Raw genomic sequence first — 13,314 nt, 5'->3', positions numbered from 1 at the left:
GAAAGAGAATTTATTTGTCGGCAAGGTGGCCGGGATTCCAGTCGCCGTCGAATTCCTTGTGAGTAAACGGCGTGGCGTCCTCGCCGGCGTAGGTGGCGACGAGCTGGCCGTCACCCTCGAGGTGATACTTGTAGGTCGTCAGTCCCTCGAGACCGACGGGGCCGCGGGCGTGGATCTTGCCCGTACTGATCCCGACTTCGGCACCGAGACCGAACCGGTAGCCGTCGGCAAAGCGCGTCGAGGCGTTGTGGAAGACGCTCGCGGAGTCGAGACTCCGCATGAAGGTGCTCGCGCGGTCGGCGTCCTCGGTCACGATCGATTCGGTGTGCTTTGAGCCGTGGGCGGTGATGTGATCGATCGCGGTCTCGATCGAGTCGACGATCCGGATCGAAACGATGAGATCGCCGTACTCGGTGTCCCAGTCCGCGTCGGTCGCGGCCGGCACGTCGATGATTTCTTGCGTGGCCTCGTCGCCGCGGATCTCGACGTCGGCGGTCTCGTAGCGGTCCGCGATCGACGGCAGGAACTCCGCGGCGACGTCCTCGTGGACCAGTAGGGTCTCAACGGCGTTGCAGACCGCCGGATACTGGACCTTGGCGTCGAAAGCGATGTCCTCCGCCATCGAGAGGTCGGCCGCGTCGTCGACGTAGACGTGACAGATCCCCTCCGTGTGGCCGAGGACGGGAATGCTCGTGTTGTCCTGAATGTAGCTCACGAACTCGGAGCTTCCCCGCGGCATGAGGAGGTCGATCGCGTCGTCCATCTCGAGGAGAGCGTCGACGTCCTCACGGGCTTCGATATGCTGGGCCCAGCCGTCGGGGATGCCGGCCTCGGACGCGGCGTCCTCGATGATCTCGAAGAGGATTCGATTCGAGTGCAGCGCCTCGCTGCCGCCCTTGAGGATTACCGCGTTCCCCGATTTCAGGCCGAGCGCGGCGATCTGGACGAGCGCGTCGGGCCGGGACTCGAAGACCGTCCCGACGACGCCGATCGGCACGGCGACCTTGTAGAGTTCGAGGTCCTCGTCGAGCTCCCGTGCGGAAAGCGTCTTCTCGAGCGGGTCGTCCTGGTCGGCGACGCTGCGGACCATCTCGGCGATGCTCTCGATTTTCGACTCCGAGAGCTTCAGCCGGTCGACCAGCGCCTGCGTGTACTCGCCTGCCTCGAGCAGTCGTTCGCCTTCCTCGACGTCCCTCTCGTTTTCCGCGAGGATCTCGTCGGTGCGGGCTTCGATCGCGTCGGCGATCTCTCGAAGCGCTCGCCTCCGCTCTTCGTCGGACAGTTTCGCGAGCTCTAAGGCCGCGCTCTGTGCCTCCTCGACGTCGTCTTCGATGTCGGTTTCAGTCATCGCTCACACCGTTGATGGGGACGAATATGGTGCCCACGGGCTTGGCAGTAGCGATCTTCTCGAGGATGTCGGGCTCGGTAGACTTCGCGATGAAGGCTGGCACCCCGTGCTCGCTGACGTCACGTGCGCCCTCGACTTTCGTCTGGATGCCGCCGAACCCGTCGGACGTGCTCTCGGAGATGATCTCCTGGACCGTGTCGTAGTTCGTGCCGACCGCTTCGATGCGATCGGCGTCGGGATCGTGTTTCGGGTTGCCGGTGTAGACGCCGCCGACGTCGGTCAGCGTGACGAGCAGGTTGGCGTCGACGCCCATCGTCGCCGCCGCCGAGAGCATGTCGTTGTCGCCGATCCGGATCTCCTCGGTCGCGACGGCGTCATTCTCGTTGATGATCGGGACGACGCCCCAGTCCAGCAGCGTCTCGACCGTGTTCCGGAAGTTCGTGAACCGCTCGGGGTTCTCGAGGTCGTGCTGGGTAAGGAGGAGTTGGGCCACCTTCCGATCGTACCGCCCGAAGCTCTCGGTGTAACGGTGCATGAGGTGGCTCTGTCCGACCGTCGAGAGGGCCTGCGATTCCTCGACGGTCTCGTTGGCCTGCTCGATCCGGCCGGTACCGGCCCCGATTGCGCCCGACGAGACGAGGATGACTTCCTTGTCGCGTTCGAGGAGGTCCTCGATGTCGTCAACGAGTTTGTTGAGTTTCTCGTCGTCCAGATTGGAGTCCTCGTCGGTCAGGGAGTTCGTCCCGGCCTTGACGATCACGCGGTCGGCGTTGGCCGCGAGCTGTCGTGCCTCTGTGACGGCCGACTCCTCGAGTCCCTTATGCATCGTCCTCACTGTCGAATTCGTTCGCGAGTTCTGTCGAGCGTTCTTTGGCCGCGGCCACTGCCTCGGCGACGTCCGCCTCGGCGTCGCTGTCCCAGAGGACTTCCATGCCTTCGATGGTCGTCCCATTGGGTGAACAGACGGCGTCGATCAGTTCCTCGACGCTCCGGTCCGACCGGAGGACGGTCTCGGCCGCACCTTTGAACGTCTGTGCGGCCAGCGTCTCGGCGTCGTCGGGCTCGAGCCCGCCCTCGACGCCCGCGTCGGCCATCGCCTGGATGAGATAGAAGACGAAGGCGGGGCCGCTCCCGTTGACCGCGGTCGCGATGTCCATTTTCTCCTCGTCGATCTCGGCGAACTCGCCGACGTCGTCGAGCAGTGTCCGCACCTCATCAGTGATGCCCTCGGTGGTCACGGCCGCCGCCATATCGCCCGTCTCGGCCGCGAGGTTGGGCATGATTCGGACGACGTTCGCGTCGGTCCGCGCTTCGACGTAGTCGGTGGAGACGCCCGCAGCGATAGAGAGCAGCGTCTGCTCCGGCGAGAGATCGAGATCATCCAGCACCGCGCCGACGATGTCCGGTTTCACCGCGACGATAACTACGTTCGACTCGGTCGCTTCCGACACGTCCGTCGTCGTGTGGTCGACGTAGTCGGCGACCGACTCGAGTGCGTCGGGATCGAGGTCACACGCGGTCACCGTGTGATTCCCCGATCGATGGAGTCCCTTTATCAGGGCACTCCCCATATTTCCACAACCGATAACGCTCGTCTGTACCATCTTGTCCTAGCCGAGGAACCGAGGTGGACATACCAACTTTGGTTTCGATCGGACCAGTGGGCTCGAGTCGTTCCACCGGATTTCGATATGAGTAGCCGTGATACATCGATTTGCCGCCCGTTTCGCGTCCCGAACTGTCGATACGACGGAAGGATGGCTACTACTCTGTCTTGGCACTCGAGGGTTGATCAAACGAATCCGAGGACCACGGACGTGATCGTCTCGACGATCGTCTCCCAGACTGAAACGCCCGCAACTATCTGCAACACCGTATCGAGTCCGAAAAAGAGGAAGAGCCCCGCACCGGCGAGGTGGGCCAGCCTGGCATCGAATCGGTGGGAGAACATGTGGAAGAAGTAGGCATTAGCCGCGCTCACGGGAACGATCGCGAGCATTTCGCCGGCCCAGATCGCTGGGTGAGCGCCGTACTGCACGGCGAGCCCGATGGTAACGAGTTGGGTCTTGTCGCCGAACTCCCCGACGGCCATCAGGGCGAAGATGGGAACGAACCCGCGGAGATACGGCGGAACGTCGTACCCGAAGACCGAGATATCGATCGCGTCGGCCGTCGCCGTGCCGCCGTTCGTCGCGGCCGGCCGCTGACTTGTCTCGGGTGCCGACCTGATGAGTAGCGCCGCGAAGAGCAAGAACAGTCCCGCCGTGATCGCATCGAGATATACGGTCGGGAGGATGCCCTGAATCGCCGCACCGAAGGCTATCTCGAGGGCCGTCCATCCGGCGAAGGCGCTCCCCGCGGCGGCGACCACGATCCAGGGGTTGAATCGAGTCGCGAGACCCGCGATGATGAACTGTACCTTCTCGCCGGGGAGCACCGTTAGCTGCAGGACGAACGCGGCGACAAGGACCTCGAGCCAGCCAGTCATGCGTACCGAGCGGTGGAAGAGCGCAGTTGCTCAATAACGCCACCAATCATACCGTGGTTTAGCCTCGTCTAATGTATACCTGTTATGGATCAAACCGGATGAGAGTGGACGTTCGAAACGGTGACCGAACGAGCGGTGGTCGTTTGGCTGTATCGACGGCGAAACCGAGCCCGAACCGTCGGGAATCTCAGTACACTCCGATGGTGTACGAGCGGTGACACTGGTCGCTCCGGGAGAGAACCGGCTCGAGCGGAACGTGACTGAAGGTGGTCACCCCATCGGGGACACGTCGGTAACTGTACCGACACCCTTGCTGCGACCCTCACGGAAGACAAACTTCTGACCCTCTTCGACGAGGTACGGGCGGAACTTGAACCGGACGGTGCTCTTGCCCGTATCGCCCGGGAGGAGGCGACCGTTCTCGGGATAGAAGGCTGCGGCTTCACCGATCGTCTCGAGGTGGACGACGGGCTCGTATCCCTCGCCGATCCGAGTGGGATGGTTGAGCACCATGACTTCGGCTTCGAACTCTCGGACGGGTTCGGGGTCGGCATCCCGGGGGAGCAAGACCATGCCGCGCTCGATCGCACTCTCCTTGATGCCTTTAAGCGCGATACCGACGATCCGACCCGCCTGCGCTGTGTCGACCCGGTGGTAGTGCATCTCGATCGAACGGACTTCGACCTCTTGGAAGCGACCGTCCGTCATCGGGCCGATCAGGAGTTTGTCGCCGGCCTCGACCTCGCCGGCCATCACCGTCCCCGAGGCGACCGCACCGACGCCGGTGACCGAGTAGCTGCGGTCGACGTACATCCGGAACTCGCCGGTGTCCTGTGACGTCTTCGGAAGCCGGTCGAACAGTTCGTCCAGCGTCTCGAGGCCGTCCATCGTGATCGCGCTGGTTTCGACGATCGGAACGACTCGCTCGCTGACCTCTTCGATCGCGGCGTCGACGCCATGACGGCTGACCCGCAGCGGCGACTTGTCGACCTCTCGAAGGAGTCGTTCGACCTCGCGTTCGACCTCCTCGATGCGCTCCTCATCGACGGTGTCGGTCTTCGTGATCGCGACGATCGTCGGGAGGTCGGTGGCGAGCAGGACCCCGAGGTGTTCTCGCGTCGTCCGGGTCGGCCCGTCGTCGGCGGCGACGACCAGCAGTCCGTAGTCGAGTTTCTGGCCGACGAGGCCGCGGATCGTCGTCCGGAGCCACGGCTCGTGGCCGACGGTGTCGACGAAGGAGACGAGCCGGTCGGCCTCCTGGACGACTTCGGCGCGGTCGGCCTTGCGGTTCGGATTCCGCACTCGAACTGGTCCATCGTCGTCGTCGAAGCCGTAGACGGCGTAGGACAGGTCGGCCGAGAGGCCGCGCTCGACCTCGTGGGGCTGCACGTCGAGGAACGCGCGGGTTGCACCGTCTCCGTCGTCGGGCTTGCCGGTTACGAGCGAGCCGACGAGTGTACTCTTCCCGTGGTCGACGTGGCCCGCCGTCCCGACGACAACGTGTTCGTCGTCCGTCTCGAGGACGCCGCCCTCACGAACCTGTGCGACCCCCACCAATCCTCCGTTTATTCCCCAGGTCTGGACGTCTTCGATATGGGCGTCGGCCTCCTCGGCGAGGAGGGAGAGGACGTCCATCGTTTCGGAGAAGGTGTCAGGATCGATTCCGGCGAGACCGCCGTCGTCGGTAACGCCGACCACGTACGTTGCCTCGCCATCGCCCGAGAGGAGTCGATGTCGGAGTTGCGCGGCTAGGCTCTCCCGCCGTCCACCCTCGAGGTGGACGTCTCGTGACAGTCGTTCCTTGAACTCGACGTTGCCACCGTCCTGTTCGCCACGGTCCAGGGCTCGCTCGAGGAGAGCCCGGTCACGGCTCATACCCCCTGGTAGTTGGGCACATGGCAAAAGCCTTCCTGTGCATTGACAATAATTGTCATGGCATTGCTATGCATCGATGCGAAAGCGAGGATTTGAACCCCCTCTATAGCCGCAATATTGAGTTATACACTACCGCACAATCGAACTATTGGAGGGACTGTCGCCCCGCTGGTACAGCGATAGTAGCCACTGAAACGATTTACACGCTGATCGCACAGCTGTCATGCGATCAGGTGTGCAGTGACTTTCAGTGGCTCCGATAGTGATCGCGTCGAGAGGGCAGCGCCGGAGAGCGTGAGTGCCTGCCGGTGACTCGTTCGGGTGGGTTCGAACAGACGACAACTGTGTCGAGTGAGACGCTCTCTCCTCCTATACCATACTCGATGGGGACCCACCGTCGACGCATTCCGGGGCCGCTTTCAAGACGCTCGAGACCCTACGAGTAGTATGAGTGTTAGCGGCCTCTGTCAGATCTGTGAATCCCGTCCCGCACAGGAACGGTGTTCCAACTGCGGCACGCTTGCGTGCGAGGTCCACTTCAAGGAGACCATGGACCTGTGTGCCGACTGCGCCTCGCAGGCTCAGCCGGATCCCGGGAACGATGACGTGGAGATCAACCGGTTCTAATCGACGACCACGAATGAACTCGATATCGTGACCTCGATTCGCGACCTGCTCAGCGAGTCAGTCGGCGTCGGAGAGCGGTTTCGTTGCCGACTCGAGGAGCGCGAGGGAACCCTCGTCGCCGAGCATCCGAACGACACCAGTCCGATGGACATCGCCGTCGTCGAGGGGCTGGACCGGCTCGCGGAGCGCCCGCCAGCGGAGCCGGTCACGGTCGAAATCGTCGGCCGAGTCGTCGACGGTCGGATCGCGGGACGGGTAGTCGATCGCGAGAGCGTCGACGGAAACGAACACGAGTAACCGTAACCGCCGGCTGACAAGGTATCAGTTCAGTCAGTCAGCGTTTTATTCGCGATACCGATTCAACCGCTTTTTCAGCCGCTTCGCCGCCTGGCCGCTGGCCGCCGCGAACTCCTCACCGTCGTCTTCCCCTGCGAAAATGATCCCGCGCGAGGAATTGACCAGCCCGACGCCGTCGGCCAGTCCGTACTCGACGGCTGCCTCGGCGTCGCCGCCCTGTGCACCGATTCCGGGGACGAGGAAGGGGAGGTCCGGTACCTGCTCGCGCAGTTCCTCGAGTTCCGCGGGCTGGGTCGCGCCGACGACGAGCCCGACGTTGTCGTTCTCGTTCCAGAGGTCTGCCAGCGCCGCGACGCGCTCGTAGACCGGTTCGCCCGTCTCGAGTTCGAGGTCCTGAATGTCGGCCCCGCCCGGGTTCGAGGTCCGACAGAGGACGAAGATGCCGGCCTCCTCGTCAGCCAGAAACGGCTGCAGGGAATCCCGGCCCATGTAGGGGTTGACGGTGATCGCGTCGGCTTTCTCGAGCAACTGTGCGTACTGCCGGGTCGTGTTGCCGATATCTGCGCGCTTGGCATCTAACAGGACCGGTACGTCCTTCCCGTGGGCGTAGGCGATGGTCTCCTCCAGAGCGGCCCAGCCGTCGGGGTCCTCGTAGAAGGCCGCGTTCGGCTTGAAAACGGCGGCGTGTTCGTGGGTCTCGTCGATGATGCGGCGGTTGAACGCCCACCGCGGGAGGTCGTACTCTTGGAGGTGATCTGGAATGCGCGACGGATCGGGATCGAGCCCGACCGAGACGACGCTGTCGACCGTTCGGATGCGGTCGTGCAGGCGGTCGAAGAAGTTCATGGCGGAACTGGCCACGCAATGGTCGAAAAGGTTGCTATCCGGTTGGCCGACCGGAGCGGACGACTCGTCGACAGTGCCGGTTGGCCCGATGCCGTAAGCCCGTCGTGTGCTACGTTATACCGGGTCGTTCCAAATATTTTAGACATCAGCTACTTCGTTCATGTACTAGTGTATCACTGTATGACGATTCGACAAAGCGCAGCGTCGTTCTCGCGTCGACTTCGGGACCAGGTTCGGTCGACGCTGACGGACGAAACGGGAATGGTGGGCAACGAGACTGCCCAGGGTGACCACGGGGAAGCGGAGTGCGTCTCGAATTCGTTCGGCAATCTCTTTCACTGCTCGCGGTGTGGCGACGTGTATATCGCTACCGAGAAACGCATCTGTTCGGAGTGTGACGAAGAGGTCGAACAGGTCCGATCGACGCTGGCGTGCAACGGTCCCTGATACCTCGCGTCCTGTGCTCGCTCGCGTCGTGTTCGCGCTCTCAATTCTCGTTACACCTCAAGGACTTCGATCAGGTTCCCCTCGGGATCGCGCAGAAACATGATCGTGGTGCCGCTCTCAGTCGTTCGCGGCTCGCTGATTGTCGGCACGTTCTCTGGAAGGCTCTCGGCGAAGATCTCGAGGTCGTCGACCGAGAAGCCGACGTGTGACGCGCCCGGTTGATTGAGCCCCGCCGCCGGGGAGCCTCGGGCTTCAGGGTCGTACTCGACGAGTTCGATCCGGGTTCTGTCCGCCTCGAGGTGTGCGAAATCGGCACTCGCACCCTCGACACCGACAGCGTCGGCGAAGGCCTCGCCGCCGACGCTGAACTGATCGATGACCGAGAGATCGAGCACGTCTCGGTAGAACGCGAGCGTCTCCTCGAGATCGGCGACGGTGATACCGATGTGGTGTGCACTGAGATCTGTCATTAGTCGGATCATACGAGCGCACCGGAAAAACGCTTCCGTCTGCGCCGTCCGCGCAGTCGGGCGGCAGTGAGTCCGTCAACCGACGGCGAGGGTGATCCACTCGAGTCGTTACTCCGAAGACAGCTCTGGCAGTCCGGCTTCGATCTCATCACGTCGGTCTTCCAGCCACTCGGGGAGGACGAGGCGCTCGCCGAGCGACTCGAGGTCTTCGTCGACCGTGTACCCCGGTTCCGTCGTGGCGAACTCGAAGAGGACCCCGCCGTGTTCGCGGACGTAGACCGACTCGAACCACTTGCGGTCGATGATCTCGGTCGGCCGGAGTCCCTGCCCCTGGAGCACGTCGCGCCACTCGGGCTGGTCGTCGGCGGTCGTTCGAAACGCCACGTGGTGGACGGTGCCGGCACCGGGCTGTCCACGGGGGCCTGTGGCTTCTCGCAGATGTCGACGACGTATCCCAGGTCGCCGTCACTCTCGTACCGCTGGCGGCTGCCGTCCGCATCGGTTTCGCTGTACCCCATCGTCTGCAGGACTTCCGCGGTCGGGCCGGCCGTCGCCAGTGACAGCGTCACGCCGAAGAAGCCCCGAATCGCGTGCTCGTCCGGAACCGGCCCCTCGGGCGGATCACCCGCGGGTGCATCGGATCGAGCAACGAACTCGAGCGGGAGCCCGTCCGGATCCTCAAACGAGATGACGGTGTCGCCGAACCGTTCGGTGGGCTCCTCGGCGTCGACGCCGGCGTCTGCCAACCGGTCGGTCCAGAACTCGACCGCCCCGTCTGGGATCAGGAACGCAACTGCGCTAGCCTGTCCGGTGCCGACCTGTCCGGGACGGGCGTCGGTGTACGGAAAGAACGTCATGCTCGTCCCCGGACTCCCGCTGTGGTCGCCGTAGAACAGGTGGTAGACCGAGACATCATCCTGATTGACGCTTCGTTTCACCAGACGGAGCCCGAGTGTCTCGGTGTAGAACTCGAGGTTACGGCGGGGATCGCTGCCGATGGCGGTCACGTGGTGGATGCCGGGAATGTCCGCGGGCATACGCAGGTGTATGCGATTCGCGCTGAATAATCCCGGGTACGGGGTGGTACGGGACGGGACTCGGCGGACGGAAGACCGGGTCAGCGGATCAGTTCCCGTCGAGGAACTCGCGAAGCCGGTCGCCGTAGGCGTCCGGTCGGTCGGCCATGACCCAGTGGGTTGCGTCGTCCAGCCCGACGAGTTCGGCGTCGTCGATGTCGTCTGCCAGTCGCTCGGCGTAGGAGATTGCCTGGAACTCGTCGTCGGCACCCCACAGCAGGAGTGTCCGGGCCGAAATGTTGCTCGGGTCGATCTCGGTCGTGTGGCTCGTGTTCGTTCCGATCGCGTTTCGCGAGAGCGAGACAACCGCTTCCTCGGAGTCCCACGGGGCGAGCATTCCCTCGATGAACGCCTCGTCGGGCTCGCCGGTCAGGGTATCCCGGAAGAGCCCCTCGAGCAACTCCTGCAGATCGTCGGCGCTCATCCCATCGATCGTCGACGGCAGCCCGAGGTCGACGATCGTCTCGATCGGCCACGAGTCGTAACTGACTGCGTTCGAGAGCACGAGGGTCTCGACCGCATCGGGATTGTGTGCGGCGTAGCGAAGCCCCACACCGCCGCCGAGGTCATGCCCGACGAACGAGAGCGTCTCGAGGCCCAGTTCCGCGACTAACTCGTCGATCATCACCTCTTGGGCTCGTATCGAGCGGTCGAAACCGTCGTGCATCGCGGAGTTCCCGTAGCCGACCATGTCCGGCGCGATCACGCGATAGTCGTCCGACAGCGGCGGTGCGACCTCGCGCCAGAGGAACGACGAGGTCGGGATGCCGTGGCAAAGAGCACCGGCTCCCCGTCGCCGTCGTCGTAGTAGGCGACCTCAAGGTCATGTTCGTCGACAGTGACGGTCGCTGTCTCCTGATTCTCGGCCCATGTCTCGTACTCCATACCGTGTCGCGCTGCCACGCCGACGCCGAAAGAGGTTTCATCGGTTGGAATACTGACTGTTTCACAGAATCGGGCTCGAGGACCGTCGGCGAGACGAGCGTTCCGGTCGGCTCTATTACGAACTGGGTTCTCGAGCGGACGGGTCCGCAAACCGGTTGCCGTTGAGGGAGTAAACGTGTTGTCTGGCGTCCGCAAAGGAGATTTGCGAGTCGACGAGGTCGTGTTCCTCGAGTTGCTTCAGCGCGTAGCGGACAGTTCGGGCGGGGAGCATCGTCTCCTCGGCGAGACGGGACTGTGTGAGGCTGCCTTCGTGGGCGAGGACCGTTAGCACGAGTTTGGCGCTCGGCGGGGTCTCGTCGACGACGTCGGGAGCGGTTTCCGCGGTGAGAACGACCTGATCACTCATGTATCGGTCCTCTCGCCGCGAACTGTCTTTAATGATACCCTGCGATGTATCGATCGTGCACACCCGCCGTTAGCGACTAGTACTCGTTCGAAAAAGCCCCTATACAGCCAACGAGTAGCTACTCGCCGAACGGGTTTTCGTAATCGTTCTGGATGAAGTACCGAACCCAGTTGCCGTAGGTTCGGTCGGTGGGATTGTCCGCGACCTGTTCGTACCGGACCGTCCCCTCCTCGTCGACGACGTAGACGCCCGCGATACCGGTAAGGCCGTGGCTCGTCTCCTCAGTCCCGCTGTATCGGTTGGCCACCTCACCGTCCGGATCAGCCTGGAGTTGGATCTCGAGGTCGTAGCGGTCGCGCATCTCAGTGAGTCGCGGCAGGGTATCGGTCACGACCGGCAGGATATCGACGTTCTCGTTGAACCAGAGGTCGTAGGAGATCTGACTGAACGTCTGGAGCTGTTCCGCACAGAAGCTACACCAGTGGCCGCGGTTGATGATGACGATAGCTGGCCCTTCTTCGAGGCGGTCCGAGAGCGAGACCTCGTCACCGGCGGTGCTCGGAAGTGTGAAGTCGGGCGCTCGCTTGCCTTCTAATCCCATACGCCGACGAAGGTCCACAGTGGGGTATGTCTGCGAGCTGAATGTGGAAGCAATGGGTGGCGGATACCGGGGCCCACACGGATACTTTGGGACTGCGCGGTGGAGGAAGGCCCCATGACGGACGATTCGACCGACCAGCGGGAGTACGATGTCGTTGTAATCGGCGGCGGACCGGCGGGACTGACCGCCGGGCTCTACACCACCAGACTCGGCCACTCGACGGCCGTCATCGAGCGCGGCGGCGGCCGCGCGGCGATGATGCAGGACGTCCACAATCTCGTCGGCGTCACGGAGGACACGAGCGGAAATGAGTTCCTCGAGACGGGGCGCGAGCAACTCGTCGCCTACGGCTGCGACGTGATCCGCGAGTTCGTCTCCTCGGCCGGCGAGACGGACGACGGCCGGGTTCGCATCTGCGGCACCGACGCGGATTACGTTGCGGACTGCGTCGTCCTCGCGACGGGGTTCGACGATGTCCATCCCGACCCGCCGCTGCCGCGAACCGGCCGCGGGCTCCACTACTGTCTGCACTGCGACGCGTACATGTTCGTTGACGAGCCGGTCTACGTGATGGGCAGCAGCGAGAGCGCGGCCCACGTCGCCGCGATCATGCTCAACTTCACCGACGACGTAGATCTGCTGACGCGGGGTGACGAACCCGAGTGGAGCGACGAAACCGCGACGATGCTCGAGGATCATCCCATCGATATCGTCCGCGAGGAGGTTACCGGCGTCCGGAACGGCGAGGACGGCTGGCTCGAGGCACTCGAGTTCGCCGACGGGACCGAGCGAGAGTATCGGGGCGGGTTCGGAATGTACGGCTCCGAGTATCACAACGGGCTGGCGGCAAATCTGGGCTGCGAGATCAACGACGACGGGACGATCGCAGTCGACGATCACGGCCGAACGAGCGTCGACGGTATCTACGCGGTCGGCGACGTCACGCCGGGACACAATCAGGTCCCGATCGCGCTCGGCGAGGGCGCGAAAGCAGGCATCGCGATCCACTGGGAGCTGCGGGAGTTCCCCCGCGAACTCGAGGAGACCGAAACGGCAGGCCCCATCAGGGACGAGCAAGTGCCGGGGATTCCGGACGAGTTGCTCGAGCAAGCCGTTGAGTTCCACACCTACGACTGACCGAGCCGCTCGACGGACTGTCTCACCGTCGAGAGATCAATCGGCCTCGAGTTCGTCCGCGAGGTCGTGGAAGCTCTCGATCGTCAGATCGGGATCCATCTCGTACGGTCCCCAGAGGGTGTCCTGGCGGTTTATCCAGACGCCCTGCATCCCGGCGTGGATCCCGCCGGGCACGTCCCACCAGCCCGCCGCTACGAACGCGATCTCCTCGATCGGCGTCCCGATCCGGTCGGCGGCGTGGCGGTACAGCTCGGATTCGGGTTTGAACTGCTCGACCTCGTCAGCGCTGACCGTGTCTTCGATCAAATCGCCGATATCGGCGTACTCGAGCAGCGACTTGAGCATCTCCTCGTTGCCGTTCGAGACGATATAGCAGTCGTAACCCGCGTCGCGAAGCCGTTCAATGCCGTCGTGAACGTCGTCGAAGACCGGCAGGTCGTGGTACGTCGAAAGGATCTCCTCGCGCTCGTCCTCGTCGATGTCAACGCCACACGTCTCGAGGGCGTATCGCAGCGCGTGCCGGTTCATCTCGTAGAACGAGTCGTACTCCTCGATGGCATTGCCAACCATCGCGTAGGACAGCGACCGCTCGCGCCAGAGCTTCGCGACGAGTTCGGGATCGTATTCGTCGAGATGCTCCGAGAGGGGCTCGGCGACGGCGGAGACGTCCACGAGCGTCCCATAGGAGTCGAACGCGATCGTCTCGACCGCGTCGGGGTCGAACGACATAGCTCGGCCTACCGCGCCGCTGTCGAAATAGTTTGGCCCGGCACCGAATCTCCTCGAACGCAGTGCTTTCGGCGCTCGCGGA

14 protein-coding genes and 2 pseudogenes are annotated in these 13,314 nt (G+C 63.5%); 4 read left to right on the top strand and 12 right to left on the bottom strand.

Annotation, left to right across the window (positions count from 1 at the left end):
- Nucleotides 1-10: 10 nt before the first annotated feature.
- The 5 genes from K6I40_RS24115 to K6I40_RS24095 form a co-directional block, all read right to left on the bottom strand.
- Complete coding sequence (locus tag K6I40_RS24115; protein WP_222917568.1) at nt 11-1,348, bottom strand: glutamate-5-semialdehyde dehydrogenase; 1,338 nt, start codon at nt 1,346-1,348, stop codon at nt 11-13.
- Nucleotides 1,341-2,174: a glutamate 5-kinase gene (gene proB, locus K6I40_RS24110; RefSeq protein ID WP_222917565.1), complete on the bottom strand. Its 834-nt coding sequence runs from the start codon at nt 2,172-2,174 to the stop codon at nt 1,341-1,343. The genes K6I40_RS24115 and proB overlap by 8 nt, the downstream gene beginning before the upstream one ends.
- A complete protein-coding gene (gene proC / locus K6I40_RS24105) occupies nt 2,167-2,919 on the bottom strand; it encodes a pyrroline-5-carboxylate reductase (RefSeq protein WP_255681848.1) in 753 nt (250 codons plus the stop codon). The genes proB and proC overlap by 8 nt, the downstream gene beginning before the upstream one ends.
- 221 nt (nt 2,920-3,140) lie before the next feature.
- On the bottom strand, nt 3,141-3,836 hold the full coding sequence (locus tag K6I40_RS24100) for a TMEM165/GDT1 family protein (RefSeq protein ID WP_222917543.1): 696 nt from the start codon (nt 3,834-3,836) through the stop codon (nt 3,141-3,143).
- A gap of 270 nt (nt 3,837-4,106) precedes the next feature.
- Nucleotides 4,107-5,711 carry a GTP-binding protein gene (locus tag K6I40_RS24095; RefSeq protein ID WP_222917541.1) on the bottom strand — a complete coding sequence of 535 codons (1,605 nt, stop codon included), beginning with the start codon at nt 5,709-5,711 and terminating at the stop codon, nt 4,107-4,109.
- A 447-nt stretch (nt 5,712-6,158) separates the two neighbouring features.
- Between K6I40_RS24095 and K6I40_RS24090 the strand changes: the two genes are divergently transcribed.
- Nucleotides 6,159-6,338, top strand: a complete 180-nt coding sequence (locus K6I40_RS24090; RefSeq protein ID WP_222917538.1) for a hypothetical protein — start codon at nt 6,159-6,161, stop codon at nt 6,336-6,338.
- 27 nt (nt 6,339-6,365) lie between these two features.
- On the top strand, nt 6,366-6,635 hold the full coding sequence (locus K6I40_RS24085) for a hypothetical protein (RefSeq protein WP_222917535.1): 270 nt from the start codon (nt 6,366-6,368) through the stop codon (nt 6,633-6,635).
- Between the two features lie 45 nt (nt 6,636-6,680).
- Here the strand turns inward: K6I40_RS24085 and pyrF are convergent, their stop codons facing one another.
- Nucleotides 6,681-7,481 (bottom strand): orotidine-5'-phosphate decarboxylase, encoded by an 801-nt coding sequence (gene pyrF, locus K6I40_RS24080; RefSeq protein ID WP_222917532.1) that lies wholly within the window; start codon nt 7,479-7,481, stop codon nt 6,681-6,683.
- 180 nt (nt 7,482-7,661) lie between these two features.
- Here pyrF and K6I40_RS24075 point away from each other — a divergent pair, with 180 nt between their 5' ends.
- Nucleotides 7,662-7,928, top strand: coding sequence for a hypothetical protein (locus tag K6I40_RS24075; RefSeq protein ID WP_222917529.1), 267 nt, complete (start codon nt 7,662-7,664; stop codon nt 7,926-7,928).
- A 50-nt stretch (nt 7,929-7,978) separates the two neighbouring features.
- On the opposite strand, the gene K6I40_RS24070 is transcribed toward K6I40_RS24075, so the two are convergent.
- The 5 genes and pseudogenes from K6I40_RS24070 to K6I40_RS24050 form a co-directional block, all read right to left on the bottom strand.
- Nucleotides 7,979-8,398, bottom strand: coding sequence for a VOC family protein (locus K6I40_RS24070; protein ID WP_222917526.1), 420 nt, complete (start codon nt 8,396-8,398; stop codon nt 7,979-7,981).
- Nucleotides 8,399-8,506: 108 nt separating this feature from the next.
- Nucleotides 8,507-9,435: pseudogene (locus tag K6I40_RS24065) on the bottom strand (ring-cleaving dioxygenase).
- Nucleotides 9,436-9,523: 88 nt separating this feature from the next.
- Nucleotides 9,524-10,359 (bottom strand): annotated as a pseudogene (locus K6I40_RS24060) (alpha/beta hydrolase).
- A gap of 115 nt (nt 10,360-10,474) precedes the next feature.
- On the bottom strand, nt 10,475-10,765 hold the full coding sequence (locus K6I40_RS24055; RefSeq protein WP_222917523.1) for a helix-turn-helix domain-containing protein: 291 nt from the start codon (nt 10,763-10,765) through the stop codon (nt 10,475-10,477).
- A gap of 118 nt (nt 10,766-10,883) precedes the next feature.
- Nucleotides 10,884-11,366 carry a redoxin domain-containing protein gene (locus K6I40_RS24050; protein WP_222917520.1) on the bottom strand — a complete coding sequence of 161 codons (483 nt, stop codon included), beginning with the start codon at nt 11,364-11,366 and terminating at the stop codon, nt 10,884-10,886.
- A gap of 114 nt (nt 11,367-11,480) precedes the next feature.
- Here K6I40_RS24050 and K6I40_RS24045 point away from each other — a divergent pair, with 114 nt between their 5' ends.
- Nucleotides 11,481-12,503, top strand: a complete 1,023-nt coding sequence (locus K6I40_RS24045; RefSeq protein ID WP_222917517.1) for an NAD(P)/FAD-dependent oxidoreductase — start codon at nt 11,481-11,483, stop codon at nt 12,501-12,503.
- Between the two features lie 36 nt (nt 12,504-12,539).
- Here K6I40_RS24045 and K6I40_RS24040 read toward each other — a convergent pair whose 3' ends face one another.
- Nucleotides 12,540-13,232 (bottom strand): haloacid dehalogenase type II, encoded by a 693-nt coding sequence (locus tag K6I40_RS24040; RefSeq protein WP_222917514.1) that lies wholly within the window; start codon nt 13,230-13,232, stop codon nt 12,540-12,542.
- Nucleotides 13,233-13,314: the final 82 nt, after the last annotated feature.

This window comes from Natrinema sp. SYSU A 869, assembly GCF_019879105.1.
Taxonomy (GTDB): Archaea; Halobacteriota; Halobacteria; order Halobacteriales; family Natrialbaceae; genus Natrinema.
This window is presented reverse-complemented; position numbering and strand designations above follow the sequence as displayed.

Coding starts and splice junctions, on each gene's coding strand:
- K6I40_RS24115 (WP_222917568.1), bottom strand. CDS start 1,348: ATGACTGAAACCGACATCGAAGACGACGTCGAGGAGGCACAGAGCGCG.
- proB (WP_222917565.1), bottom strand. CDS start 2,174: ATGCATAAGGGACTCGAGGAGTCGGCCGTCACAGAGGCACGACAGCTC.
- proC (WP_255681848.1), bottom strand. CDS start 2,919: ATGGGGAGTGCCCTGATAAAGGGACTCCATCGATCGGGGAATCACACG.
- K6I40_RS24100 (WP_222917543.1), bottom strand. CDS start 3,836: ATGACTGGCTGGCTCGAGGTCCTTGTCGCCGCGTTCGTCCTGCAGCTA.
- K6I40_RS24095 (WP_222917541.1), bottom strand. CDS start 5,711: ATGAGCCGTGACCGGGCTCTCCTCGAGCGAGCCCTGGACCGTGGCGAA.
- K6I40_RS24090 (WP_222917538.1), top strand. CDS start 6,159: ATGAGTGTTAGCGGCCTCTGTCAGATCTGTGAATCCCGTCCCGCACAG.
- pyrF (WP_222917532.1), bottom strand. CDS start 7,481: ATGAACTTCTTCGACCGCCTGCACGACCGCATCCGAACGGTCGACAGC.
- K6I40_RS24075 (WP_222917529.1), top strand. CDS start 7,662: ATGACGATTCGACAAAGCGCAGCGTCGTTCTCGCGTCGACTTCGGGAC.
- K6I40_RS24070 (WP_222917526.1), bottom strand. CDS start 8,398: ATGACAGATCTCAGTGCACACCACATCGGTATCACCGTCGCCGATCTC.
- K6I40_RS24055 (WP_222917523.1), bottom strand. CDS start 10,765: ATGAGTGATCAGGTCGTTCTCACCGCGGAAACCGCTCCCGACGTCGTC.
- K6I40_RS24050 (WP_222917520.1), bottom strand. CDS start 11,366: ATGGGATTAGAAGGCAAGCGAGCGCCCGACTTCACACTTCCGAGCACC.
- K6I40_RS24045 (WP_222917517.1), top strand. CDS start 11,481: ATGACGGACGATTCGACCGACCAGCGGGAGTACGATGTCGTTGTAATC.
- K6I40_RS24040 (WP_222917514.1), bottom strand. CDS start 13,232: ATGTCGTTCGACCCCGACGCGGTCGAGACGATCGCGTTCGACTCCTAT.